Below are 24,599 nucleotides of genomic sequence, written 5' to 3'. Positions count from 1 at the left end.
CGTCAGGGGGCCCCGGCAGTGCCGGGGCGGCAGGGGCGGTCGCTCCGAACGTGCGTTCGGAGGGGAGAATCACCCAGGTGGAGCTCGCTCGCGGGCCCGTCACACCAGAGGGTGGAGGCCGCTCACGGACTGGTCGGGCGGGGTCGGTCGACTCAGACCCCTCGGCTGCGACTCAGTGACGACAACACGGACACGCCGCACGGGCCAGGTGGCAGGAGACCCAGGGGGTCGTACGAGCCGTGGCGTCGGTGCGGGTGCGCGGATACATGAAAGTAAGGAGACCAGCAAAGCCGGTCGTGCGTCAAGCGAACGCCGGAAAACGTGCGTGTCGTACAGCTCACCGGTCCGCCCGGAACATGTTGCGGGCGGCGCCCGGTGGTGGTGACATGTGGAACCCGAGAACACGGCGCGTCTGCCGGTCCGGGACCCATCCCCCAGTACAGCCGTAGCGACAGGAGTGGCCGTGCAGCCGTCCGTCCCCAGAGGGCAGCCTTGAGCCCCCAGGCACAGGGCCTGTGGGCGCGTGTACTGGTGCGTGCCCTCGTCGTGGTCGCCGCCGGTGTGATGGCGCTCGGCTTCTTGGGGCCCGAGGCAGCGCTGCTGGTCGCCTTCCTGACTGTGCTCACCTACGTGCTGCTGTGGGCGCGTTCCCGCTACGCGGGCTTCCTGTTCGTCGACCCGGGGCCCGACCCCGGTCCCGAAGCGACCGAAGATCCCGCCATCGACCCGGACGGCCCGACGGACCCGCCGCGCGGCCCCCGCCCTCGGAACCCACCGGACTGAGATCACATTCCCCGCGAGGACGGCGCGGAGAAGAGCGCCCCGTGCAGCTCAGAGGCGCTGCGGGGAGAGCAGGAAGCGGCGTGTCTTTCACCGAACCGGGGGGTAGCACCCCGTCCGCGGCGTAGATTCTAGGGCTATGACGGACCGGGATCTTCTGTACGTGCTGAGCTCCGGCCGGGTCCCGCTGGCGGACGCCTACAGCAGGCTCCTCGATGCCTATGGAGAGGAGCTGTACCGGCGTTGCATCCTGGTCCTTCGGGACAGGGACGCCGCGCACGTCGTCCTCAGAGACACGCTGATCGTCGCCCGCGCGCACATCGGCCGACTGCCGGACCCCGAGCTCCTGGGGGAGTGGCTGCACGCGGTGACGGAGGTCGAGTGCGTGCGGTACCGGCAGCTCCGCGCGCCCTGGCCCGGCGACTGCCGGCCCCTGTCCCTGCCGCAGCGGACGGAGATGGTCCGGGCCAGGGTCCTCAACGGGATGAGTGGCCCCGAACTGGACGGCTACCGCATCCACGTCGCGGCCCGGGCCGACCGCTTCGGCGATGACGGCTTCCCGCTGCGGCCCGAAACTCCGCGGTTCCCGGCCGGGCTGTCCCCAGTGCCGCTGATCGTCGCTGTGCTGTGCGCGCTGCTGGTGCTCGCGCTGGCCGGTTACGCGCTGGTCCGCGACCCCGTCCACGAACTGGGCACGGACGACGTGCTCCTGAGCTGTGGAGACCCGCAGGGAGTGGCTCGGGCATGACGAAGGCCCGGCGGGGAAAACCTGCCGGGCCTGACAAAGGCAACCGAGACGTGTGGTGGCGTCGGTGGTTACTTGTCCTCGTTGGTGATGATGTGCGAGGAATCGCCGTGCATGCCGGCCTCCTCGGCGCGCTTCACCGAGGCGATGATCTCCTGCTCGGCCTCGTGGCGGCCGACCCAGCTGGCGCCCTCGACGGACTTGCCGGGCTCAAGGTCCTTGTACACGGTGAAGAAGTGCTCGATCTCGAGGCGCTCGAACTCGTTGACGTGGTGAATGTCACGCAGGTGCTCCTGGCGCGGGTCCGTCGCCGGAACGCACAGCAGCTTGTCGTCGCCGCCCGCCTCGTCACGCATGCGGAACATGCCGATGGCGCGCGCCCGGATCAGGCACCCCGGGAAGGTCGGGGCCTTGAGCAGGACAAGAGCGTCCAAGGGGTCGCCGTCCTCGCCGAGGGTGCCCTCGACGAAGCCGTAGTCGGCGGGGTAGGTCGTGGAGGTGAACAGCATGCGGTCGAGACGGATACGACCGGTCTCGTGGTCCACCTCGTACTTGTTGCGCTCCCCCTTGGGGATCTCGATCGTAACGTCGAATTCCATGCTGATCTCGGCTCCCAATGCGACTAATGTCGCCGTATAACTACAACGTCAGACCGCGACACCGAAGGAAGGGCAGGTGCCCCGGGTGCGACGGGTACGAGGCGAGGCGTTCCTCGCGCTGGCCCTGCTCAACATATTCGTGCTGATCACCGGGTTCGTCGCCCTGGACGTGATCGAGGCACGACCGCTTCCGGCGGTGCCCAACCCCGTCACGCACGCCGACGGCGTGGCGGCGGTTGCACCCGCGGCCCCGACTCCGGCGGACCCGGCTCGGATCGCGGACATTCTTGATGATCCCATGTCATCCTCCGGGCTTGAGGAGGGCCTCTCCGGTTACGTGGTTGACGGCGTGACGGGAGAGACACTCTTCGAACGGGACGCGGACACCCCGGTGACCCCGGCGTCAACGACGAAGATCGCCACGGCGGTCACCGTTCTGGACGCCGTCGGCCCCGACCACGTGCTGCGGACCGAGGTCTATTTCGACCCCGGAGCGAACCGCGTGGTGCTGCGTGGTGGGGGCGACGCGACACTGACCGCGACCGCCGAACCCGCAGCATACCCGCAGGCAGCGACCCTGTCGGAGCTCGCCGAGGACACCGCTGCCGCCCTCGCCAGCCTGGGGTTGGACACGGTCTCGGTCGGCTACGACGACTCCCTGTTCACCGGATCAGAGACCGGACCCGGTTGGAAGCCCAACTACGTCACCGAGGGCAGCACGGCGACCATTCACGCGCTGATGGTCGACAGCGGCCGGGTGGACCCGGACGTGTCCACCCGCTCCCCGAACCCGCCGCTGGCAGCCGCGGAGGCCTTCGCCGACCAGTTGGAGCGGGCCGGGCTGACCGTCGAAGGCTCCCCGGCCGAGGCCGAGGCCTCGGGCGATCCCGTGGCCTCCGTGGACTCCATGCCGATGAGCGCCCTGGTCGAGTTCATGATGCTGGCCAGTGACAACAACATGGCCGAGTCCATGAGCCGGATCGCCGCCCTGGAACTGGGTGGAGAACCCTCCTTCGCGGGAGGCGCGGCCGCCACCCACCGGGTGATGGACGACCTGGGCATCGAGGGGGTCAGCCTGTCTGACAACAGCGGCCTGAGCACCGAGAATCGCATCACGCCGCGTGCCCTGGTCCAGCTGGTCAAGGCGGCCGCCGACGAGCCCCGGTTCAACGCGGCCGTCACCGGCCTGCCCACCGCCAACTCCACCGGCACCCTGGCCGGGCGCTACTCGGAGTTCTCCAGCTCCCACGACGCGGCGGGCCTGGTCCGCGGCAAGACCGGAACCCTGGACGGGGTGAGCACCCTGGCCGGGACCATCCACGACCAGGAGGGCAACGTGTTCGTGTTCGCCCTGATGGCCAACAGCGCCGGAGCCTCCGGCCCCCAACTCGACACGCTCGCCGCGGCCCTCAGCCGCTGCGGTTGCTCGTGACATTTTGGGCCTCCGCTTCGCTTTGGCCCGCCCGTCGCCCGCCACCGCCCTCAACGGGCGCGCTGGCGCGCGACGGTTCTTCCGATGTTCTCCGCCTTTGCGGAGGGATTGGGTTCGGGCAAGCACGGCATCCTCGCCTGCGCCCACCCGTCGCCCGCCACCAACCCTCAACGGACGCCTGCGGCGCAGTCTTGTCTCTGGCTCGTTCCTCGCTAGCGGCTTGTCTCGTCTTGCACTGTGTTGCAGAAGATTGGCCTCCCCGGCGAACGAACGCAAAAGAACCCCCCTTGGGGCGAGCGTCTGCGCAGGCCATGGGGTCGGGGCTTTCGGTCGGTCTCAGGGGAATCCCTGGGCCTGCCCTGAAATAGCGCCCTGATCCCCGTGCTCACAGGCGACGCGTGGGTAGGCTGGCCGTGTGACTGTGATCGACTGGGACGTAGCCGTCAACACCGGTGTCCGCCTCGTGCGCCCTGGGCCGCAGGTGGACCTGTCCGACGCACGGCAGGCCGTGGCGCAGTTGCGCGAGCTTTCCACCGTGGCGGCCGGGCATGTGCGCGAATTCACCGGAATGAACCCCCTCGAACCCTCCGGGCCCGCGGTCATTGTTGACCGCCCGGGGTGGATTCGGGCCAACGTGGACGGGTTTCGGGTTGTTCTCGAACCCGTGCTGGAACAGATGGGCGCCGAGAGGCTGAACAACAGCCCGGCCGGGAACCTGACCTCCGCGGTCGGTTCGCGGATCACCGGGGTGCAGCTCGGAGCGGTCCTCTCCTACCTGGCCGGGCGGGTCCTCGGCCAGTACGAACTCTTCCTGCCACCGGACCCGGACGGCAGTTCGCCGACCGGTCGCCTGACCCTGGTGGCGCCCAACATCGTCAACACCGAGCGCGAGCTGGACGTCGACCCGCGCGACTTTCGGCTGTGGGTCTGCCTGCACGAGGAGACCCACCGGATGCAGTTCACGGCCACGCCGTGGCTGCGCCAGCACGTCCAGGAGCTCATGCAGGAGCTCCTGCTGTCCACCGAGATGGACGCCTCCGACCTCATCGACCGGCTCCGGCAGGCGGGCGAGGCCGTGGCCGACGCGGTGCGGGGCGGCGAGGGCAACCTGCTCACCGCCTTCCAGACCCCGGAGCAGGGCGAGCTCATGGATCGCATCACCGCGGTGATGAGCCTGGCCGAGGGACACGGCGACTATGTGATGGACGCCGTCGGCCCGGAGGTCGTGCCCTCGGTGGAGACCATCCGCGCCCGTTTCCAGAAGCGGCGCCAGGCGCCCAACCCGCTCGACCGGGTCATGCGCCAGCTCCTGGGCATGGACCTGAAGATGAAGCAGTACGAGGAGGGTGCCACCTTCGTGCGGCAGGTCGTCGCCCAGGTTGGGATGGACGACTTCAACAAGGTGTGGACTTCGCGCGAGACGCTGCCCACGCTGGCGGAGATCCGCAGCCCTTCGCAGTGGATCGAACGGGTCGTGCGGCCCGCCGCCATCACGGAGTGAGCGGTCCGCCCCCCGCCGTGGCCGCCGTCCGTTCGGCGGTCCGGCGGGTGCTCTCCGACCTGCCTCGGGAGACCACCGTGCTGGTGGCGTGCAGCGGCGGGGCCGACTCGCTGGCCCTGGCCGGCGCGGTGGCCTTCGAAGCGCCCAAGCTGGGGATCACAGCGGGCGGCGTCACCGTCGACCACGGGCTCCAGGAGGGTTCGGGCGATCGCGCCGAGAAAGTGGCCGAAGTACTGCGCGGGCTGGGTCTAGACCCCGTCCGGGCCGTCGCGGTGCGGGTCGGCGGGGGAGGCGGTCCCGAGGCCGCGGCCCGGCGGGCCCGTTACGACGCCCTGGACGAGGCGCTCGCCGAGCACGCCCCCGCGGTGGTCCTGCTCGGCCACACCCTCGACGACCAGGCGGAGACCGTCCTGCTCGGGCTGGCCCGCGGTTCGGGCGCCCGCTCCCTGGCCGGGATGGCCCCGCGCACCGGCGACTACCTGCGCCCCCTGTTGGACCTGGACCGCGCCACCGTCCGCGAGGCCTGCTCCCTGATGGGTCTGAGCCCGTGGGAGGACCCGCACAACCACGACCCACGCTTCGCCCGCTCCCGGGTGCGCCACGAGGCGCTGCCCGCCCTGGAGAGCACCCTGGGCCCGGGGATCGCGGCGGCCCTGGCCAGGACCGCCGCCCTGCTGCGTTCGGACGCCGACACCCTGGACGCGCTCGCTGACACCCTCCACGAACAGGCCCAAGAGGGCGCAGCCGACGGAAGCCTGGCCGTGGCGCCGCTGGAGCGCGCCGAACCCTCCCTGCGCACCCGTGTGCTGCGCCGCGCCGCCCTCGAGGCGGGCTGCCCGGCCAGCGCGCTGAACGCACGCCATGTACGTGAGCTGGATCGCCTGGTCACCGCATGGCGGGGACAGGCCCACATCGACCTGCCCGCCGGGATCCGGGGGCGCCGCGCAGCAGGTCGCGTCCGCTTCGAACGCTGAACCGGGCGCCGACTCCGCGGTCCCGGGCAGCCCGTCGGGCACCGTGACCTCGTTCGGCACGTTTATCCTGGTTGCCGCAAACGGGGAACCCAGCAGCGAGGAATCAGCGTGGACGCTAAGGACATGGGCCAGGACCTGGAGAAGGTCCTGGTCACCGAGGAAGAGATCAAGGCTCGCCTGGCTGAGATGGGCGCGCAGATCGACGCGGACTACGCGGGCAAGGACCTGCTGATCGTCGGAGTGCTCAAGGGCGCGGTCATGGTCATGGCCGACCTCGCGCGGGCGCTGCACAGCCCCGTCGCCATGGACTGGATGGCCGTCTCCTCCTACGGGGCCGGAACCACCTCGTCGGGCGTGGTGCGCATCCTCAAGGACCTGGAGACCGACATCAAGGACCGCGACGTCCTGATCGTCGAGGACGTCATCGACTCCGGTCTGACCCTCTCCTGGCTGGTGGGCAACCTGAAGTCGCGCGGCCCCAAGTCCGTGGAGATCTGCACCATGGTCCGCAAACCGCTCGCCTTCGACGTCGACCTCGACGTCAAGTACATCGGCTTCGACCTGCCCAACGAGTTCATCATCGGCTACGGGCTCGACTACGCCGAGAAGTACCGCAACCTGCCGTTCATCGGCACCCTCGCCCCGCACGTCTACGAGAAGTAGCGTTCCAGCCGCCCTGCCGGGCCCGTGAGGTCCGGCACGGCGGCGTCGGCGGTGACCGCGGCGGGAACAACGGAACGGGTCGCCGTCGTTGCCTTCATGACGGCCCCGTTGCCCGGCCCGAGCGGTGTGCCCGCTCCGCGCGGCGAGGTGTACCGTCGAATATCCCGGCGTCATCGCAGGGAGCACGTGTCCGATAGGTCCTGCTTCGGAAAGTCCTCTGGGGCGGGCGGCCTGGTCAGGAGGGACGGACCCGACAGGGTTCCGCTCACATGAATCTGAAGCGTTTTTTCCGCGGCCCGTGGATCTGGATCCTGGCTGTCGCCCTCATGCTCGTCATCGGCTTCCGCGTGTTCGACGTGGGCGGTGGTCCGCAGCCCGAGGAAACCGATATCTCGACGGTCTACCAGCTCATCGAGCAGGACCAGGTGGACAATGCCGAGATCATCGACCGCGACCAGCGCATCCTGCTGACCGACACCAGCGATGACATCCACGAGGCCTACTGGGTCGAGGGCCAGGGCCTCCAGCTTGCCAACATGCTCCAGGAGTCCAGCGAGAACCCCGACGGGAACCTGGATTCCTACGAGGTCTCGGTCGCGACCACACCGATCTGGACCACGGCCCTGTTCAGCCTGCTGCCGCTGATCATCATCATCCTCATCTTCTGGTTCATCTTCAGCCAGATGCAGGGCGGCGGCTCGCGGGTGATGCAGTTCGGCAAGTCCAAGGCCAAGCTCATCACCAAGGACACCCCGAAGAACACCTTCGAGGACGTGGCCGGTGCGGACGAGGCCATCGAGGAGCTCCACGAGATCAAGGAGTTCCTGCAGAGCCCGGAGAAGTTCCAGGCCATGGGGGCCAAGATCCCCAAGGGTGTCCTGCTGATGGGGCCGCCCGGAACCGGTAAGACCCTGCTGGCCCGCGCCGTCGCCGGTGAGGCCGGGGTCCCGTTCTACTCCATCTCAGGTTCGGACTTCGTCGAGATGTTCGTCGGTGTGGGCGCCTCGCGGGTGCGCGACCTCTTCGAGCAGGCCAAGACCAACGCCCCCGCGATCATCTTCATCGACGAGATCGACGCCGTCGGCCGCCACCGCGGCGCCGGCATGGGCGGCGGGCACGACGAGCGCGAGCAGACCCTCAACCAGATGCTGGTCGAGATGGACGGCTTCGACGTCAAGGGCGGCGTGATCCTGATCGCTGCCACCAACCGCCCCGACATCCTCGACCCGGCCCTGCTGCGCCCGGGCCGCTTCGACCGTCAGATCGTCGTGGACCGCCCGGACATGGACGGCCGCAAGGAGATCCTCGCCGTCCACGCCAAGGGCAAGCCGATGGCCGACGACGTCGACTTCACCGTCATCGCCCGCCAGACCGCCGGGATGACCGGTGCGGACCTGTCCAACGTCATCAACGAGGGCGCGCTGCTGTCGGCCCGCGCGGACAGCAAGGTCATCACCCACGCGGTGCTGGAGGAGGCCATCGAGCGCGTGATGGCCGGTCCCGAGCGCAAGACCCGCGTGATGTCGGACCGCGAGAAGAAGGTCATCGCCTACCACGAGGGCGGTCACGCCCTGGTCGGCCACGCGCTGCCCAACTCCGACCCGGTTCACAAGATCACGATCCTGCCGCGCGGCCGCGCACTCGGTTACACGATGTCGGTGCCGACCGAGGACAAGTTCCTCACCTCGCGCTCGCAGATGATGGACCAGCTGGCCATGATGCTCGGCGGTCGCGCCGCCGAGGAACTCGTCTTCCACGAGCCCACCACGGGCGCGGGCAACGACATTGACAAGGCCACCAACCTGGCCCGCAACATGGTCACCGAGTACGGCATGAGCGAGCGCCTGGGCGCCCGCAAGTTCGGCTCCGGCAACACCGAGCCGTTCCTGGGTCGGGAGATGTCCCACGCCCGCGAGTACTCCGAGGAGATCGCCTCCATCATCGACGAGGAGGTGCGCCGCCTCATCGAGTCCGCGCACGACGAGGCCTACGAGGTCCTGGTTGAGTACCGCGACGTGCTCGACGAGCTGGTCGTGCAGCTGCTGGAGAAGGAGACGCTCACCAAGAGCCAGGTGCTGGAGATCTTCGCGCCGGTGCGCAAGCGCCCCTCGCGTGGCTCCTACACCGGCTACGGCAAGCGCATGCCCTCCAACCGGCCCCCGGTCCACTCCAAGAAGGAGCTGGCCGCGCTGAACGGCGTCGAGATCCAGGGCTCTTCCACCAACGGCCAGCTTCCGACGGGGCCGTCCACCAGCACAGAAGGAGACCAGGCGTGAGCGAGGACCTGCCCGCCAGACGCGTGGACCGGGAGCGCATCGCCCGCGCGGTTCGGGAGATCCTCATCGCGATCGGGGAGGACCCGGACCGCGACGGCCTGACCAAGACCCCCGAGCGGGTCGCCCGGGCCTATGAGGAGCAGTTCGCCGGGCTCGGCCAGAAGCCCGGTGACGTTCTCACCACGGTCTTCGAGGCCGACCACGAGGAAATGGTCCTGGTCAAGGACATCGAGCTGTACTCGACCTGCGAGCACCACCTCGTGCCGTTCTACGGGGTTGCGCACGTGGGCTACATCCCGGGCGCGCACGGTCGCATCACCGGGCTGAGCAAGCTCGCCCGGCTGGTGGACGTCTACGCTCGGCGCCCGCAGGTCCAGGAACGCCTCACCGGCCAGGTCTCGGACGCGATCATGGAGCACCTCGACCCGCGCGGCGTGATCGTGGTGGTCGAGGCCGAGCACCTGTGCATGACCATGCGCGGGGTGCGCAAGCCGGGGGCCAAGACGGTCACCTCCGCGGTGCGGGGCATCTTCCGCAGCAGCGACCGCACTCGGTCGGAGGCCATGAGCCTGATTTTGGACAAGCGCTGACTGGACCGGCGCTGCTCCGGAGGCACTGATCCGACAAGCGCTGATCCGGTGCCGCGACGGCGTCCGGACACACTCTGACAACACCCGCCGAGGGGCCGGGGGCCGTGTGCCCCCGGCCCCTCGGCGTACGCGTAGGGTGATGCGCATGGCGTCGAAACACACACTTCCGGGGCTGCCCGACCGCGGGCGGTGCCTGGTCATGGGGGTCGTGAACGTCACCCCCGACTCCTTCTCCGACGGCGGGTCCTGGTTCGACCCCGAGCGTGCGATCGAGCACGGCCTGCACCTCGTCGAGGAGGGCGCGGACCTCGTCGACGTGGGTGGTGAGTCCACCCGTCCCGGCGCCCAACGGGTCTCGGCCGCCGAGGAACTGCGCCGGGTCGAGCCGGTGGTGCGTGAGCTCGCCGCGCGCGGGATCGCGGTCAGCGTCGATACCATGCGGGCCGAGGTGGCCGCGAGCGCGGTCGAGGCCGGTGCGGTTCTGGTCAACGACGTCAGCGGCGGCCTGGCCGACCCGGAAATGGCCCGACTCGTCGCTTCTTCCGGTGTCGCCTACGTGTTGATGCACTGGCGTGGGCATAGTCATGACATGCAGAGCCGTGCCGTGTACACGGATGTTGTCCAGGAGGTCCTCGATGAGCTCCGCGACCGTATGGAGGCCATGATCAGCGCAGGTGTCGACCCCGGCCAGATCGTTCTGGACCCGGGGCTGGGATTCTCCAAGCGTCCGGAACAGGCGCACAACTGGGCGCTGCTCCAGCATCTCGACCGGTTCCACGAACTGGGCAGACCCGTCCTGGTGGCGGGTTCGCGCAAGCGCTTCCTGAGCCGGCTGCTCGGCGATGCCAAGGGCGAGGACCGGCCCTTCGTCGAGTGCGACGCGGCCACCGCTGCGGTGACCACGCTCTCCGCCGACCGGGGCGCCTGGGCGGTGCGGGTGCACGACGTCCGGCCCAACGCCGACGCGGTGCGGGTGGCCGCGGCCTGGGCCGACGGCGGTGCCGCGCTCGACGAGGGCCGGGACCGCACCGTGGACCGGAGCGGCCTGTGAAGTCCCGTCAGGAGGTCATGGAGCGCGTCGCCGAGGCCAACGCGCAGTTCTACAGCGCGATCGAGAACGGTGACATCGACCTGATGCGCACCGTGTGGGCGGAGGAGCACGAGGCCCCCGACCTGGTGTGCGTCAACCCCGGCTGGCCGCTGCTGCGCGGCCGCACCGAGATCATGCGCGCCTGGTCCCTGATCATGGCCAACGTGACCTACATCCAGTACGTACTCACCGAGACGCACATCGGGGTCGGCGGCGACATCGCCATGGTGACTTGCGAGGAGAACGTGCTGACGGCCGAGGACGGCAGCCCCGGGTTCGTGGCGGGCGGGCAGGTGGTCACCACCAACCTGTTTGTCGACACCGAGCAGGGGTGGCGGTTGTGGTCGCACCACGCCTCGCCGGTGCTCATGGAGGACGACGACGAGACGGAGGCCGAGGACTGATGCGGGACCGCATCGAGCTCCGCGGCCTGACCGCCCGGGGCTACCACGGGGTGTTCGACTTCGAGCGCCGCGAGGGCCAGGACTTCGTGATCGACGCCGTGCTCCACCTGGACACGGCGACCGCCGCGGCCAGCGACGACGTCGGCGACACCGTGCACTACGGCCTGCTCGCCGACAAACTGGTCGCGGTGGTCACGGGTGAGCCGGTGAACCTGATCGAGAAACTCGCCGAGCGGCTGGCCGGGGTGTGCCTGGCCGAACCGCTGGTGGAGGGCGTGGAGCTGACGGTGCACAAGCCGTCGGCCCCCATCGAGCACGAGTTCGCGGACGTGGCGGTCACCGTCACGCGGGGAAAGAGGGGCCAGTAGTGAGGTCGGAGGCCACCTGTGCGGTGCTCTCCCTGGGGTCCAACCTCGGGGACCGGATGGCGACCCTCCAGGGCGCCGTGGACCTGCTGGCGGCCGGTGCGGGCGTCACGCCCGTGGCGGTGTCGCCGGTCTACGAGACCGCCCCGGTGGGTGGGCCCGAACAGGGCGCCTTCCTCAACGCCGTCCTGGTCGTGGACGCCGAGGGCGAGCCGAAGGAGCTGCTGGAGCTGGCGCAGTCGGCGGAGCGCGCCTTCGAACGGGTCCGCGAGGTCCGGTGGGGGCCGCGCACCCTGGACGTGGACGTGATCGCCTTCGGTGGCCTGACCGACGACGACCCCGAGCTGACCCTGCCGCACCCGCGCGCCCACCTGCGCGCGTTCGTGCTGCGCCCCTGGCTGGACACGGACCCCGCCGCGGTCCTGCCCGGCCGGGCCCCGGTCGCCGTCCTGCTGGCCGGGGTGGAGGAAGCGGACACCGGCGGCGAACAGCGGCTGACACGCCGGGAGGACCTGCGGCTGCGGCTGCCGGGGGAGGCGGACCGTGTCGGGTGAGGGCGGGGGCACGCTCACCCCGACCGGGTGGCGTGTCCCGGTTCTGCTGGTACTCATCGGCGCCATGGCCGGGCTGCTGGTCACCAATGCGGTGAGCGGTCTGCCGATGATGCCGTGGTCGGCGATCCCGACCCTGCTGCTGCTCGCCTTCGCCGAGGCCTTCACGGCCGGGCGCACCGCGCGCCGTATCCGCCGGGCGCCGGGGACCGAACCGATCGAGCCGCTCAGCGCGGCCCGGCTGGTGGCCCTGGCCAAGGCGAGCGCGCTGTTCGCCTCGCTGGCCCTCGGGTACTTCGCGGGGACGGCGCTCGCGGTCACCGAACGGCTGGAGCTGCCCAGCCACCGCGAGGTCTTCCTCACCGCGCTGGGCACCGCCCTGGCCGCCGGACTGCTGCTGGCTGCCGCCCTCTACCTGGAGTACGCCTGCCGGGTGCCGGAGAACGACGAAGAGGACCGCGACGACACGCCGGGCCCCGCCTGAGCCGTGATCTTGCTACCAGTAGCGAGTTCGGCGTCTTGGGTTTTCGGTGGTACAGCGCTTCTGGTGGCAAGTCACCGGAGGGGGAGGGCGGCGGGAGCGGCCGAGCCGATTCGGGCTGGGCTTGCCCGCTGATGGTTGACTGAGGCAGTGGACACCAGTGAACCGACACCACCGCGAGTGGAAGAGATCCGGGAGCGGCCGGCCGAGGGCGAGCCGGAGCGGCCGGCGGACGGGCTCCAGGTGCAGCCCGGCCCCGTGGACGCTGCGGACGAGGCCTACATCGGCTCCATGGACGACGCCTTCGCCGCGCCCGCTGACGCGCCCTGGCAGCGGCTTCCGACCGCGTTGGCCTGGTACCGCCGACTAGTGACCGGTGCGGCCTGCCTGGCGGTGGGCGGCGGGGGCGTGCTGCTTCTGCTCCTGTGGGGCCAGCCACTGCTCGCCGGGGTCTGGGCGGGGCTGCTGCTGGTGGCCGTGGTCGTCCTGTGGTTCCTGGCCGGGCGCTTCCAGCGGTCCTGGGGGTACGCCGAGGCCTCCGCCGAGCTGTACCTCACCTATGGGGTGCTGGTCCGTCAGCTGGTGGTGGTCCCCTACGGCCGGATGCAGGTCGTGGACGTCACCGCCGACCTGCTCGAACAGGCTCTGGGGATCGCGACCGTGCGGGTGCGGACCGCCGCGAGCACTGCGGACACGCGCGTGGTGGGGCTTCCACTCGCCGATGCCGTCCAGCTGCGCGACCGGCTCGCGGCGCGCAGCGAGAGCTTCTCAACGGGGTTGTAAGTGCACGGACCGCCGCAGAATCCCGGGTCCCCGCCGTACGGGGCCCCGCAGCAGGGACCTCAACCGTCCGGACCTCCTCGGCCTCCCGGCCCGCCGCCTGGACCTCCCGGCCCGCCGCCGCCCGGCCAGCCGCCCGTTTGGGGGCCCGCGATGCTGCCACCGCCCCACGTCCGGGGCGGGCCGCCGCCGATGCCGCCGCCGATGCCGCCGCCGCGGCCCCAGCAGGACGCCGACGTCACCACCGGGGTCTTCCGCGCGCACTGGCTGATCATCCCGTTCCAGGTCATCGCGGTCACCCTGGTGTTCGTGGCGCTGGTCGGGCCGATCCTGACCCAGTTCGGCTTCGCCTGGGTGCTCGTACTGGCCGTCGCGGTGGTGTTCGGCTCCCTCGCCTACGCCCTGCCCGCCTGGTGGTACGGATCCTTCGGGCTGCGCGAGGATCACTTGGTCGTGCACAGCGGGCTGCTCATGCGCAGTTCCCGGGAGATCCCGCTGAGCCGTCTCCAGGCGGTGGACGTAGTGCAGCCCCTGCTGATGCAGGTGTTCGGGCTGGCGGAGCTGCGGATCGAGCTGGCCGGCGGTGACGGGAGTGCCATCCGGTTGCGCTGCCTGCGCCGGAAGGTGGCCGAACGGCTGCGGGTGGCGGTGCTGGCGCACGCCGCCGGACTGCCGGGCCGCTCACCCGAGGCGCCTGAGTGGCCCTTCTACCGACTCCCCTTCCTGCTGCTCCTGGGCGCGCTCACCTTCCGGGTGCCGGTGCTGCTGTCCTTCATCCTGCTGCTCCTGCTGGTCACGGCGTTCCTGGTGTTCCTCGAACCCGGGGTGCTGGGCGGGGCTGTCCCGCTCATCCTTGGGCTGCTGCGCTACTACTGGGGCCCGCTGGCCCGCTACACGGACTTCTATGCGTCGCTTTCCTCGGACGGGCTACGGCTGCGTTACGGGATGTTCCAGCGCCGCATGCAGACGGTCCCGCCCGGCCGGGTCCAGGCCGTGCGTGTGGTCGAGCCGCTGCTGTGGCGGGCCCTCGGCGTGACCAGGGTCGAGGCGACGGTGGCCGGGTACGCGGGGGCGCGCCAGGGCGACTCCACGTACTTGCTCCCGGTCGCACCGCTCGGGCGGGCGTACTCGCTGGTGAACGAGCTGTTCCCGGAGAGCGAGGCCGCGATGGTGCCGCTGGTGGTCAACCGCGGTCTGCTGTCGACCGCGGCGGGGACGGACGAGCGGCTGTTCGTGAGCGTGCGCGGACTGTTCTGCCGGGTGACGGAGATCGTCCCGGTCGAGCGGATGCAGACGCTGCGGCTGTCGGCGGGGCCGATCGCGCAGATCAGGGGGAGGGCAACCGTCGACGTGGACACACCCCCGGGGCCGGTCGCGGCCCGTGCCCCGGGCCGGGAGGCGGTGCAGGCACGCCGGCTCCTGGCCGCTCTAGTGGAGTACGGAAGGCGGGCCAGGGTGCCGTCGGCGGGCACGGAACGGTGGGCAACCCGGGCAACCATGCACGGAGAGTCGGTGACCAAGCGGTACGAGGGTGAGGAATCGGAGGGCCTGAAGGGTGACACCCCCGAGAGGTGAGTGTGGCGTGTGTCACATAATGATGCCCAGGGGGTTCCAGTTATGGGTTTCATGTCCGACATGTCTGCTCACTCATGGTGATACTTCCAGGTCAGGGCCGCAAAATTCTTCCGTGTTCTGGTCACGTGCAGCGACCGAGTGTGGCTAAATAGTGGTGAACACGTTGAGTGTTCACTGTCATACACATCGTCAACGTTATCGACCGGTTGGCACCCCTGCCCTCCGGTCCGACGGGAGAAACACATGCTGAAGAAGGCTCTCGCCGCCACGGCCATCGCCGCTGCCGCTGGCAGCGTCCTGTTCGCCGGCGCCCCGGCCATGGCCAACAGCAACGTCTTCACCTCCGGCAACGGCAGCATCCTCGGCGGCAACCAGATCGTCGCCGACCTGGACGTGCCGATCAACGTCTGCGGCAACGCCATCGCCGTCCTGGGTGTCGCTGGCGCTTCCTGCACCAACTCCGACGCCAAGGTGCTGAACTAGCGGCACTCTGACTTCCCGGCCCTGTCGGGCGGGGTGTCCAGTCGGAGACGTCCCGACTGATCCGACCCGGCCTGGGTCAGCGAGCTTTTCGCGCAAGGGGCGCCACTCTGTGACGACGGAGTGGCGCCCTTTTCTGTGTTTCGGGGGCGCAGCCTGTGTTTCGGGGGCGCAGCCTGTGTTTTGGGGCGCAGTCCGTGTTTCGGGGCGCAGTCCGTGCTCGGAGATCGGGTGCACGCCCGGAAACGGCATTGGTGCCTGACTACAACCCGGATGGGCGGTGACGCTGCGCGCACGCCGGGAGTGCCAAACTCCCCGCCTTTGTACGGAACACGCCCGTGGTGTTCTGACACCCAGTGTGAGCATGGTTGGATTTTCTGTGATCAATACAGTTCAGGGCATGTTCATGAGGCTTCTGCGTCGGTAATTTCTTTCTCGGCGCCCCCCGGCGCCACCGAAGAGTCACTGCGAATCCGGACGGTCCCCCCGCCCGGATATTGAAGGAGACAAAGTAGTGCTGAAGAAGACGCTCGCCGCCGGTGCCGTGGTCCTCGCCTCCGCCGGGGTCCTCCTCTCCGCCGCCCCGGCCGCGGCGCACGCTGGTGCCTGGACCTCCGGCAACGGCTCCAACGCCAGCGGGAACATCTCCTACATCAACGGCGTGCACAACACCAACGAAGGCTGCGGCAACTCCAACGCCGTCCTCGGCCAGTCCCTGGGCTCCTGCGTCAACTCCGGAGTGATCATCCAGAACTAGTTGCCGGGTCCCCTCTGACGAGAGGGGTGCGGTGGACACCCGCGGGGGTGGGCGACGGTGCCCACCCCCGTTCGCGTGTCCGACCTGTGCCCGAACCCTCCGCCGGGGGCGGGGCGGCTGGTCACCGGTCCGGGAGGGCTATCGTGTGCTCAGACGGTGCGGGGAGAAGCGGACGCACCGGACTATGAGGGGACACGGAACATGGAGACGACAGAGGCGCGTCCCGCGCGCCTGCGCGTCGGCGTCGTCGGGGCCGGCCGGGTCGGCTCAGCCCTCGGCAACGCCTTGGCGCGGGCCGGACACAAGGTCGTGGCCGCCTCGGCGGTCTCCGAAGCCTCGGTCGCCAGGGTCGAGGGACGCCTGCCCGGCGCGCGGATCCTCGAACCCGCCCAGGTGGCCGAAGCCAGTGACCTCGTTCTGCTGACGGTCCCCGACGACGCCCTCCCCGACCTGGTTGAGGGCCTGGCCGCCACCGGCACCGACCTGCGCGGCAAGATCATCATGCACGCCAGCGGCGCCCACGGCTATGGGATCCTCGCCCCCGCCACCATCGCCGGGGCCCTCCCTCTGGCCTTGCATCCGGCGATGACCTTCACCGGCCGGGACGAGGACATCGACAGGCTCGCCAACTGTGCCTTCGGTGTGACCGCGCCCGAACAGCTCCGCCCCATCGCCGAGGCCCTGGTGGTCGAGATGGGCGCCGAGCCGGTGTGGATCGCCGAGGACAAGCGCACCCTCTACCACGCGGCCCTCGCGGGCGGGGCCAACCACCTGGTCACCCTGGTCGCCGACAGCGCCTCCCTGCTCAGCGCGGCCGGGGTTCCCGAACCGGGTCGGATGCTCGCGCCCATGCTCAGCGCCGCCCTGGACAACGCCCTGCGCCTGGGCATCCACGGCCTCAGCGGGCCCGTTCTGCGCGGTGACGCCGGAACCGTGGCCGGACACGTGGAGCAGCTGCGCGAGACCGCGCCCGAGAGCGTGGCCAGCTACGTCGAGCTCGCCCGGCTCACCGCCGACCGCGCCATCAACGCGGGGATGCTCAAACCCGAGGACGCCGCACGCCTGCTGGACGTCCTGCGGCGCTGACCGCTCACCGCGACCAGCACGATTCTCACTGTCTTCACTGTCCCGCGGCACCGGCGGACGCACGGGTACCGGGCACCGGCCCGGACACGATGCGGCCCAGGCAGACCAGCAAGGAGAGAACCATGACCAAAACCGCTCCGCCCGGATCCTCGGGCAGGCCCGCCGGCGGTCCCGTCGTCGTCCGCACACCCGCGGAACTGCGCCGGGCCCTGGCCGACGCGGGCCGGGTGGGCCTGGTCCCCACCATGGGCGCCCTGCACGGCGGCCACCGCACCCTCATGCGGCTGGCCCGTGAACAGGCCGACACCGTGGTGGTCAGCATCTTCGTCAACCCGCTCCAGTTCGGTCCGAACGAGGACCTGGACCGCTACCCGCGCGACCTGCCCGGCGACACTGCGCTGTGCGGTGAGGAGGACGTGGACGTGGTCTTCGCCCCTGAGGTCGCCACCATGTACCCGCTCCCGCAGATGGTCACCGTCGACGCGGGCGCCATGGGCGAACGCCTGGAGGGCGCCTCCCGCCCCGGCCACTTCACCGGCGTGCTCACCGTGGTCTCCAAGCTGTTCAACCTGGTCCGCCCGGATTTCGCCGTCTTCGGTGCCAAGGACGCCCAGCAGATCGCCCTGGTCCGCCGCCTGGTCGCCGACCTGAACCTGCCCGTGGAGATCGTCGGCGCCCCCACCCTGCGCGACCCCGACGGCTTGGCCTCCTCCAGCCGCAACGTCTTCCTTGACACCGCCCAGCGCACCAGTGCCCTGGCTCTGTCCCGGGCCCTGCGCACGGGCGCCGAAGCCGCGCCCGCGGGCGCCGAGGCCGTCCGCGAAGCGGCTCGCGCCGTCCTGGACGAGGCCGCCGAGGCCACCCCGCCGGTCGAGCTCGACTACCTGGCGCTGGTCGACCCGGCCACCTTCGCCGACGCCCCCGCCGACCACCGGGGCGAGGCCGTCCTGGCCGTCGCCGCCCGGGTGGGCACCACCCGACTCATCGACAACGTGTCGGTCACCCTCGCGGAAAGAGACCCCAGATGAGCTCTGCCGGACAGACCCGGATCGAGGCCCCCGAACCCAGTTGGGCCGTGCGCGCCGACGTCGCGGTGGTCGGTTCGGGGATCGCGGGTTTGAGCACCGCCCTGCGCTACGTGCGGCGCACCGGGTCGGGCCGGGTCGTCCTGGTCACCAAGGACCGGCTCTCCACCGGCTCCACCGCCTACGCCCAGGGCGGTATCGCCGCGGCCATGGCGCCCGAGGACGGGCCGGTCGCCCACATGGTCGACACTCTCCTGGCCGGGGCCGGACTGTGCGACCCCCACGCGGTCAACGTCCTGGCCACGGAGGGCCCCGACGCCCTGCGCTGGCTGATCGGCCTGGGCGCGGAGTTCGACCGTGACGACGACGGCGAGCTCTCCCTGACTCGCGAGGGCGGCCACCGCGCCGATCGGGTGGCCCACGCGGGCGGTGACGCCACCGGCGCCGAGATCCAGCGCGCCCTGGTCCAGGCCGTCCTGGCCGAGGAACGCATCGAGGTCGTCGAGCACGCCATCGCCCTGGACGCTCTGCGCGACTCGGGTAGCGGCGCGGTGCACGGCGCCACCCTGCACGTCATGGGTGAGGGGAAGCGCGATGGCGTCGGCGCCGTCCTGGCCCCCGCGGTCGTGCTGGCCACCGGCGGCATGGGGCAGGTCTTCGCCGCCACCACCAACCCGCCCGTGTCCACCGGGGACGGGCTCGCCCTGGCCGCCCGGGCCGGGGCCCGCCTGCGCGACCTGGAGTTCATCCAGTTCCACCCCACGGTCCTGTGGCTGGGCCCGAACGCGCGCGGCCGCCAGCCGCTCATCTCCGAGGCCCTGCGCGGCGAGGGCGCCTACCTCGTGGACGCCGAGGGTCATCGGATCATGGAAGGGGTGCACGAGCTCAGCGACCTCGCCCCGCGCGACGTCGTGGCCCGCACCATCGCCCGAACCATGGCCGAGCAGGGCACCGATCACGTCTACCTGGAGACCCGCCACTTCGGCCGGGCCACCTGGGAGAAGCGGTTCCCGACTATCCTGGCCTCCTGCCGCGCCCACGGCATCGACCCGCTCGCCCGGACCATCCCGGTCGCCCCGGCCGCGCACTACGCCTCCGGCGGCGTGGAGGTCGACATCGACGGCCGCACCGGGGTCCCCGGCCTGTGGGCCGTCGGCGAGGTCGCCCGCACCGGCGTGCACGGGGCCAACCGCCTGGCCTCGAACTCCCTGCTGGAGGGGCTGGTCTACGCCGATCGGATCGCCACCCGGCTGGCCGATGCCCCGGCACGGGATTCGGGTGAGGCGCAGCCCCTGGGTATGACCACACCGTTGGTCGACCCGGCCACCTCCGGCACGGTCCGTACCCTGATGTCCCGCGACGCTGGGGTCCTGCGCACCGGCGAGGGCCTGGCCGAACTTGTGGCCCGGCTCGACGACCTGGCAGCCCCCGCCGAGCACGTCGCCCCCGACGTCGCCGCTTGGGAGGCCACCAACCTGCTCACCGTGGCCCGCCTCGTGGCCGCCGCCGCCCGGCACCGCACCGAGAGCCGGGGCTCCCACCAGCGCGCCGACGCACCCGAACCCCGACCCGAGCTGCGCGTGCGGCCCGTGGTCGTCCGACTGGAAGGGGACTCGATCGTGACCACCGACGAGACCTGGCAGCCCTCCCTCCCGCCCGCCCTCGTGGCCGAGCTCGACACCATCGCCTTCCCCCTCGCCCGGCCGGAGGCGCCAAGCGAAGGGCACGTCGAGGCGCGCGCCGAGTTCACCCTCCCGTGGACCGCCCCGCACCAGTCCCACGTGGACACCGTCCGCCGCGCCCTGGCCGAGGACCTCACCGCGGGCCCGCGCATCGACGTCACCACCGTGGCGACCATCCCCGCCGACCAGGTCCGTACCGCCCACGTGGTGGCCCGCGCAGACGGCACCGTCAGCGGCCTCCCGCTCGCCGAGCTCGTCTTCTGGCTGGTCGCCGAGGGCGCCCTGGAGGTCTCCCGGCAGGCGGCGGACGGTGACTCCGTCAAGCGCGGCGACGTCCTCATGACTGTCACCGCCCGAACCCGCGACCTGCTCACCGCAGAGCGCACCGCGCTGAACCTGCTCACCCACATGTCCGGCATCGCCACCGCCACCCGTACCTGGACGGACGTGGTGGTTGGGACCGGAGCGCGCATTCGGGACAGCCGAAAGACCACCCCGGGGCTGCGCGCCCTCGACAAGTACGCGGTGCGCTGCGGCGGCGGGGTCAACCACCGCTATAGCCTCAGCGACGCCGGACTGATCAAGGACAACCACGTGGTCGCCGCCGGGGGTGTGGGCGCGGCGGTCCGCGCCATCCGCGAGCGTTTCCCCGACCTTCCGCTGGAGGTCGAGGTGGACCGGATCGACCAGATCGAGGACGCGCTGGCCGCCGGGGCCGAGGAGATCCTGCTCGACAACTTCACCGTGGAGCAGCTGACCGAGGCGGTGGCCCTGGTCAACGGCCGGGCCCGGCTGGAGTCCAGCGGCGGACTCACCCTCGACGTCGCCGCCGACGTCGCCCGCACGGGTGTGGACTACCTGGCTGTCGGCGCGCTCACGCACTCCAGCCCGGCACTGGATATCGCGCTCGACCTGTTGTGATCGGCCCACTTGGTGGAAGATTCCTTTGGTACACACCAATTCGACCAGTGAGGCCCCCAGAATGCTGCTCGCGATCGACGTCGGTAACTCCGAGACGGTTCTTGGTCTGTTCGAGGCCGACGACCTTCTCGAACACTGGCGGGTGGGAACCGACACCAGGCGCACGGCGGACGAGTGGGCCGTGGTCCTGCGCGGGCTCATCGACGGTAGCTCCCTGAGCAATCTGACCGAGGTCGAAGGCATTGCGATGTGCTGCTCGGTTCCCTCCGTCCAGCACGAGATGCGGGACATGTTCCGCCGTCACTTCGGTGACTTGCCCGCGGTGATCGTCGAACCCGGTGTGAAGACGGGCGTGCCGATCCGGATGGACAACCCCAAGGAAGTGGGCAGCGACCGGATCATCAACGCGCTGGCCGCCAGCCACCTCTACGGGGGGCCGAGCGTGGTGGTGGACTTCGGCACCGCGACCACTTTCGACGCGGTCAGCGTCAAGGGCGAGTACGTGGGCGGGGCCATCGCCCCGGGCATCGACATCTCGGTGGATGCCCTCTCCCGGCGCGGGGCTCAGCTGCACATGGTGGAGATCGTCAAGCCGCGCGCGGCCATCGCCAAGAACACCACGGAGGCGCTGCGTTCGGGAATCGTCTTCGGTTTCGCCGGTCAGGTGGATGGAATCGTCGACCGCATGGTCGGCGAGCTCACTGACAACCCGGACGACGTCACCGTGGTGGCCACCGGCGGCCTGGCCTCGACGGTGGTGGGCGAGTGCGAGACGGTCGACGTCCACGAGCCCTGGCTCACCCTGATCGGCCTGCGCCTGGTCTTCGAACGCAACGCGGGCTGAGGCGGGGCGGTTCGAGGCGGCGAGGTCCGGGGCCCGGAGGTTCAGGGCCGAGTGCGGACCGGATCGCAACCGTGGGCGGCTGACATGAGTCTGACCTTCCCGAACCCCCTCCCGCACTCCCGAAGACCCCGGGTAAGGCCGAGGCACACGCATGCCCTACCCCCGTTGTGCACGGCTGATCCGGTCCGACAGCCGAGGGGCGGGCGAGGAGACTCGCCCGCCCCTCAACTCTTGTTGTGGCGCTGGACGCGCAACCGCGGGTAGACCTCGGCGAGGTGGTCGAAGTCGCGATCGCAGTGCACCAGCACGGCGTCGGTCCGCATGGCAACAGCCGCGATGAGGCAGTCGTAGAGCTTCCGGATGGTCTTCCCCTTGGACCGAGCCTCCCGGTAGATGCTGGCGGAGTGGTGGAAATCCAGCCGGTTGTCGAGGGACAGCTGGATGAGCCCGTTGGTCAACCGTTCCAGACGGAGTACTTCGCTGGTGTTGCGCGCGCCGCTCAACACTTCGGCGGCGACGGGTTCCGTTGTGGCCAGGTGGGCCCCGTCCTCGATGAGCTCCCGGACGAAGTCGTTGGTCTCGGAGCCGGTGCTGCGGAAGTACTCGACCCAGGCGGAGCTGTCGAGGAGGTAGATGTTCTTCACTCTTCGGAACCCTCGAATCCGGAGCGTCGCATCTCGTCCAGATCGCCCTCCCAACCGATGCCCTCCAGGTTGAGGAGGAACTCCTTGGTGAGGGGAGCGCCAACGGCACGGCGTAGGGCGATGTCCACGGCCTCCCGCTTGGTGCGTACCTGGAAGTGCTCCATGGCCGAGTTGACCAGTTCATCGTCAATGTCAATATTTGTGCGACTCATACACCAACGATACACAAGTGTTTCGCCGATCAAGGAGGCTTTTCCTCAATCCGTTTCCGCTCCTCAACGCAGCGGAGATGACAGGATCCGGTCGCCTTCAAGGGGTGATCCACCGGTTGGCCGGTTCCCCCGCCCCGGCGGCCGGAAGGCCGTGTAACGCGTGCCGTCGGGGGCGCGGGCGCCGGTAGGATCGTGGCCGTGAATGACACGCACGACGACTACGACGACCTGCCCGAACAGATGCGGGTCCGGCGGCAGAAGCTGGACCGTCTCCGGGAGGAGGGCATCGACCCCTTCCCCGTGAACTACCCGCGGACGACGTCGATCGGCCCCGTGCGTGAGAAACACCAGGGCCTGGAGCCCGACACCCACACCGGGGCGAAGGTCGCCATCGCCGGTCGCGTCATGCTCTACCGCTCCGGCGGCAAGCTGTGCTTCGCGACCCTGCGCGACGAGACCGGGGACGTGCAGATCATGCTGTCCCTGGACCAGGTCGGCAAGGAGAGCCTTGACGCCTGGAAGGCCGACGTCGACCTCGGCGACCACGTGGGTGTGGAGGGTGAGGTCATCACCTCCCGCCGCGGTGAGCTGTCCATCCTGGTGAGTGGCTGGACGCTGACGGCCAAGTGTCTGCGCCCGCTCCCGGACAAGCACAAGGGGCTGAGCGACCCCGAGGCCCGGGTGCGCCAGCGCTACGTGGACCTCATCGTCAACCCCGAGTCGCAGCAAATGGTGCGCAGCCGTTCGGCCGCCATCCGGGCGATCCGGGAAGGGCTGAACAACCGCGACTACATCGAGGTCGAGACCCCGATGCTGATGCGCGTGCACGGCGGCGCCACGGCGCGTCCGTTCGTCACGCACATCAACGCCTACGACATGGACCTGTACCTGCGCATCGCCCCCGAGCTGTCGCTCAAGCGGCTGGTCGTGGGTGGCCTGGAGAAGGTCTTCGAGGTCAACCGGAACTTCCGGAACGAGGGTGCGGACTCCACGCACAACCCCGAGTTCACGATGCTGGAGTTCTACCAGGCCTACGCCGACTACAACGACATGGCGGAGGTGACCCGCGAGCTCATCCAGGAGGCGGCCCGCGCGGTCTTCGGCTCCACCATGATCGAGCGCGACGGCCAGACCTTCGACCTGGGCGGGGAGTGGCCGCGGATCACGCTGTACGGCTCGGTCTCCGAGGCCCTGGGCGCCGAGGTCACCCCGCGCACCCCGATCGAGGACGTCCGCCGTCTGGCCGAGGCCAAGGGCGTCGAGTACAGCCACGAGTGGGGCCCGGGCAAGCTGGTCGAGCACATCTTCGAGGAGCTGGTGGAGCACACGCTCGTCCAGCCCACGTTCGTGTGCGACTTCCCGCTGGAGACGAGCCCGCTCACCCGCCAGCACCGAGAGGACCCGCTGCTCACAGAGAAGTGGGACCTGATCGGTTTCGGCATGGAGCTCGGCACGGGCTTCTCCGAGCTGGTGGACCCGGTCGAGCAGCGCCGCCGCCTGACCGAGCAGTCGCTGATGGCCGCGGAGGGCGACCCCGAGGCGATGCAGCTGGACGAGGACTTCCTACGCGCCCTGGAGTACGGCATGCCGCCCTCCGGTGGTGTGGGCGTCGGGATCGACCGCCTGCTGATGGCTTTCACCGGTAAGAACATTCGGGAAACTGTGCTTTTCCCGATCGTGAAGCCCTCCGGGGACTAGCCGCTCTCCCTTGGCTCCCACTTGACGGAAAAGGGGAGAGGGCGAATCTCGATAGAGGGATGACCGAAAGGCCACATTCGGGGCCGTCGCACCTGGCGTGCGGCGGCCCCGAGTCGTACCCGCCCGCCTGCGGGAATGTGGCGAAGGGCACGAGACCTGGCTCACTTACCGGTCATACGGAACAAAATCCCAGCCAGGAGTGGATGCACTCGGGGATAGAGAGCAGTTTTTCCCCTGGGAGCTCGGTTGCCGCGATCTCGCTTTTGTTGAAGATTGTTTACGCAGGTCAGCGCGGGCGGGGTATTTCCATGCTCGTGACTCTGTGACCCAGTGGCCTCACCTAATTACGCATGGTGATTTATGGGGCCTTGACGGTATCATCCACGGCGCCTAGCGTGCTGAGGGCGGGCCTTGGTCCGCGAGTTTGCCGAATTGATCGAGAAC

The 24,599-nt window shown here is 69.9% G+C and carries 25 protein-coding genes; 22 read left to right on the top strand and 3 right to left on the bottom strand.

Annotated elements, in window-relative coordinates; genetic code table 11:
* The first annotated feature begins 492 nt into the window (after positions 1-492).
* Together D457_RS0101165 and D457_RS0101160 are read left to right on the top strand one after the other, a co-directional pair.
* Complete coding sequence (locus D457_RS0101165; RefSeq protein ID WP_017578803.1) at positions 493-783, top strand: hypothetical protein; 291 nt, start codon at positions 493-495, stop codon at positions 781-783.
* A 136-nt stretch (positions 784-919) separates the two neighbouring features.
* Positions 920-1,528 (top strand): RNA polymerase sigma factor, encoded by a 609-nt coding sequence (locus D457_RS0101160; RefSeq protein ID WP_017578802.1) that lies wholly within the window; start codon positions 920-922, stop codon positions 1,526-1,528.
* A 68-nt stretch (positions 1,529-1,596) separates the two neighbouring features.
* Here the strand turns inward: D457_RS0101160 and D457_RS0101155 are convergent, their stop codons facing one another.
* Positions 1,597-2,124 carry an inorganic diphosphatase gene (locus D457_RS0101155; protein WP_193374412.1) on the bottom strand — a complete coding sequence of 176 codons (528 nt, stop codon included), beginning with the start codon at positions 2,122-2,124 and terminating at the stop codon, positions 1,597-1,599.
* A gap of 76 nt (positions 2,125-2,200) precedes the next feature.
* On the opposite strand from D457_RS0101155, the gene dacB reads away from it, so the two are divergent.
* The 19 genes from dacB (at position 2,201) to D457_RS0101060 (ending at position 21,601) form a co-directional block, all read left to right on the top strand.
* Positions 2,201-3,556, top strand: a complete 1,356-nt coding sequence (gene dacB, locus D457_RS0101150) for a D-alanyl-D-alanine carboxypeptidase/D-alanyl-D-alanine endopeptidase (protein WP_017578800.1) — start codon at positions 2,201-2,203, stop codon at positions 3,554-3,556.
* Between the two features lie 421 nt (positions 3,557-3,977).
* Positions 3,978-5,057 carry a zinc-dependent metalloprotease gene (locus D457_RS0101145; protein ID WP_026116211.1) on the top strand — a complete coding sequence of 360 codons (1,080 nt, stop codon included), beginning with the start codon at positions 3,978-3,980 and terminating at the stop codon, positions 5,055-5,057.
* Positions 5,054-6,031, top strand: coding sequence for a tRNA lysidine(34) synthetase TilS (gene tilS / locus D457_RS36605; protein WP_017578798.1), 978 nt, complete (start codon positions 5,054-5,056; stop codon positions 6,029-6,031). The genes D457_RS0101145 and tilS overlap by 4 nt, the downstream gene beginning before the upstream one ends.
* A 108-nt stretch (positions 6,032-6,139) precedes the next feature.
* Positions 6,140-6,694 carry a hypoxanthine phosphoribosyltransferase gene (gene hpt / locus D457_RS36600; protein ID WP_017578797.1) on the top strand — a complete coding sequence of 185 codons (555 nt, stop codon included), beginning with the start codon at positions 6,140-6,142 and terminating at the stop codon, positions 6,692-6,694.
* Between the two features lie 269 nt (positions 6,695-6,963).
* Positions 6,964-8,970, top strand: coding sequence for an ATP-dependent zinc metalloprotease FtsH (gene ftsH / locus D457_RS0101130; protein WP_017578796.1), 2,007 nt, complete (start codon positions 6,964-6,966; stop codon positions 8,968-8,970).
* Positions 8,967-9,560, top strand: coding sequence for a GTP cyclohydrolase I FolE (gene folE / locus D457_RS0101125; RefSeq protein WP_017578795.1), 594 nt, complete (start codon positions 8,967-8,969; stop codon positions 9,558-9,560). Before ftsH ends, folE begins: the two co-directional genes overlap by 4 nt.
* A 145-nt stretch (positions 9,561-9,705) precedes the next feature.
* Entirely contained in the window at positions 9,706-10,611 is a 906-nt protein-coding gene (folP, locus tag D457_RS0101120) for a dihydropteroate synthase (RefSeq protein ID WP_026116210.1), read from the top strand.
* The gene (locus D457_RS0101115; RefSeq protein WP_017578793.1) at positions 10,608-11,054 is read left to right on the top strand and encodes a nuclear transport factor 2 family protein; all 447 of its coding nucleotides are present in this window, start codon (positions 10,608-10,610) and stop codon (positions 11,052-11,054) included. Before folP ends, D457_RS0101115 begins: the two co-directional genes overlap by 4 nt.
* Positions 11,054-11,422, top strand: coding sequence for a dihydroneopterin aldolase (gene folB, locus D457_RS0101110; RefSeq protein WP_017578792.1), 369 nt, complete (start codon positions 11,054-11,056; stop codon positions 11,420-11,422). The genes D457_RS0101115 and folB overlap by 1 nt, the downstream gene beginning before the upstream one ends.
* A 56-nt stretch (positions 11,423-11,478) precedes the next feature.
* Entirely contained in the window at positions 11,479-11,973 is a 495-nt protein-coding gene (gene folK, locus D457_RS0101105; RefSeq protein WP_051072840.1) for a 2-amino-4-hydroxy-6-hydroxymethyldihydropteridine diphosphokinase, read from the top strand.
* A complete protein-coding gene (locus D457_RS0101100; RefSeq protein WP_017578790.1) occupies positions 11,963-12,454 on the top strand; it encodes a DUF3180 domain-containing protein in 492 nt (163 codons plus the stop codon). Before folK ends, D457_RS0101100 begins: the two co-directional genes overlap by 11 nt.
* A 288-nt stretch (positions 12,455-12,742) precedes the next feature.
* Positions 12,743-13,234, top strand: coding sequence for a PH domain-containing protein (locus D457_RS0101095; RefSeq protein ID WP_051072839.1), 492 nt, complete (start codon positions 12,743-12,745; stop codon positions 13,232-13,234).
* 150 nt (positions 13,235-13,384) lie between these two features.
* Positions 13,385-14,806, top strand: coding sequence for a PH domain-containing protein (locus tag D457_RS0101090; protein WP_026116208.1), 1,422 nt, complete (start codon positions 13,385-13,387; stop codon positions 14,804-14,806).
* Positions 14,807-15,049: 243 nt separating this feature from the next.
* Positions 15,050-15,289, top strand: coding sequence for a chaplin family protein (locus D457_RS0101085; RefSeq protein ID WP_017578787.1), 240 nt, complete (start codon positions 15,050-15,052; stop codon positions 15,287-15,289).
* Positions 15,290-15,800: 511 nt separating this feature from the next.
* Entirely contained in the window at positions 15,801-16,043 is a 243-nt protein-coding gene (locus D457_RS0101080) for a hypothetical protein (protein WP_017578786.1), read from the top strand.
* Between the two features lie 201 nt (positions 16,044-16,244).
* Positions 16,245-17,129 (top strand): Rossmann-like and DUF2520 domain-containing protein, encoded by an 885-nt coding sequence (locus D457_RS0101075; protein WP_017578785.1) that lies wholly within the window; start codon positions 16,245-16,247, stop codon positions 17,127-17,129.
* 122 nt (positions 17,130-17,251) lie between these two features.
* Positions 17,252-18,157 carry a pantoate--beta-alanine ligase gene (panC, locus tag D457_RS0101070; RefSeq protein WP_017578784.1) on the top strand — a complete coding sequence of 302 codons (906 nt, stop codon included), beginning with the start codon at positions 17,252-17,254 and terminating at the stop codon, positions 18,155-18,157.
* The gene (locus D457_RS0101065; RefSeq protein ID WP_017578783.1) at positions 18,154-20,757 is read left to right on the top strand and encodes an L-aspartate oxidase; all 2,604 of its coding nucleotides are present in this window, start codon (positions 18,154-18,156) and stop codon (positions 20,755-20,757) included. The genes panC and D457_RS0101065 overlap by 4 nt, the downstream gene beginning before the upstream one ends.
* Before the next feature lie 61 nt (positions 20,758-20,818).
* Positions 20,819-21,601 carry a type III pantothenate kinase gene (locus tag D457_RS0101060; protein ID WP_017578782.1) on the top strand — a complete coding sequence of 261 codons (783 nt, stop codon included), beginning with the start codon at positions 20,819-20,821 and terminating at the stop codon, positions 21,599-21,601.
* Between the two features lie 224 nt (positions 21,602-21,825).
* Here the strand turns inward: D457_RS0101060 and vapC are convergent, their stop codons facing one another.
* Entirely contained in the window at positions 21,826-22,245 is a 420-nt protein-coding gene (gene vapC / locus D457_RS0101055) for a type II toxin-antitoxin system VapC family toxin (protein WP_017578781.1), read from the bottom strand.
* Positions 22,242-22,457, bottom strand: coding sequence for a type II toxin-antitoxin system VapB family antitoxin (locus D457_RS0101050; protein WP_039830855.1), 216 nt, complete (start codon positions 22,455-22,457; stop codon positions 22,242-22,244). The genes vapC and D457_RS0101050 overlap by 4 nt, the downstream gene beginning before the upstream one ends.
* A gap of 198 nt (positions 22,458-22,655) precedes the next feature.
* Here D457_RS0101050 and lysX point away from each other — a divergent pair, with 198 nt between their 5' ends.
* Positions 22,656-24,155, top strand: coding sequence for a bifunctional lysylphosphatidylglycerol synthetase/lysine--tRNA ligase LysX (lysX, locus tag D457_RS0101045; RefSeq protein ID WP_026116205.1), 1,500 nt, complete (start codon positions 22,656-22,658; stop codon positions 24,153-24,155).
* The last annotated feature ends 444 nt before the right edge of the window (positions 24,156-24,599 follow it).

It is taken from the genome of Nocardiopsis valliformis DSM 45023, assembly GCF_000340985.1.
Lineage (GTDB): Bacteria > Actinomycetota > Actinomycetes > Streptosporangiales > Streptosporangiaceae > Nocardiopsis > Nocardiopsis exhalans.
This window is presented reverse-complemented; position numbering and strand designations above follow the sequence as displayed.

What these genes read in the sequence shown, in the direction of transcription:
- D457_RS0101160 (WP_017578802.1), top strand. Translation starts at nt 920, where the DNA reads ATGACGGACCGGGATCTTCTGTACGTGCTGAGCTCCGGCCGGGTCCCG.
- D457_RS0101155 (WP_193374412.1), bottom strand. Translation starts at nt 2,124, where the DNA reads ATGGAATTCGACGTTACGATCGAGATCCCCAAGGGGGAGCGCAACAAG.
- ftsH (WP_017578796.1), top strand. Translation starts at nt 6,964, where the DNA reads ATGAATCTGAAGCGTTTTTTCCGCGGCCCGTGGATCTGGATCCTGGCT.
- folP (WP_026116210.1), top strand. Translation starts at nt 9,706, where the DNA reads ATGGCGTCGAAACACACACTTCCGGGGCTGCCCGACCGCGGGCGGTGC.
- folB (WP_017578792.1), top strand. Translation starts at nt 11,054, where the DNA reads ATGCGGGACCGCATCGAGCTCCGCGGCCTGACCGCCCGGGGCTACCAC.
- folK (WP_051072840.1), top strand. Translation starts at nt 11,479, where the DNA reads ATGGCGACCCTCCAGGGCGCCGTGGACCTGCTGGCGGCCGGTGCGGGC.
- D457_RS0101095 (WP_051072839.1), top strand. Translation starts at nt 12,743, where the DNA reads ATGGACGACGCCTTCGCCGCGCCCGCTGACGCGCCCTGGCAGCGGCTT.
- D457_RS0101090 (WP_026116208.1), top strand. Translation starts at nt 13,385, where the DNA reads ATGCTGCCACCGCCCCACGTCCGGGGCGGGCCGCCGCCGATGCCGCCG.
- D457_RS0101085 (WP_017578787.1), top strand. Translation starts at nt 15,050, where the DNA reads ATGCTGAAGAAGGCTCTCGCCGCCACGGCCATCGCCGCTGCCGCTGGC.
- D457_RS0101075 (WP_017578785.1), top strand. Translation starts at nt 16,245, where the DNA reads ATGGAGACGACAGAGGCGCGTCCCGCGCGCCTGCGCGTCGGCGTCGTC.
- panC (WP_017578784.1), top strand. Translation starts at nt 17,252, where the DNA reads ATGACCAAAACCGCTCCGCCCGGATCCTCGGGCAGGCCCGCCGGCGGT.
- D457_RS0101065 (WP_017578783.1), top strand. Translation starts at nt 18,154, where the DNA reads ATGAGCTCTGCCGGACAGACCCGGATCGAGGCCCCCGAACCCAGTTGG.
- D457_RS0101060 (WP_017578782.1), top strand. Translation starts at nt 20,819, where the DNA reads ATGCTGCTCGCGATCGACGTCGGTAACTCCGAGACGGTTCTTGGTCTG.
- D457_RS0101050 (WP_039830855.1), bottom strand. Translation starts at nt 22,457, where the DNA reads ATGAGTCGCACAAATATTGACATTGACGATGAACTGGTCAACTCGGCC.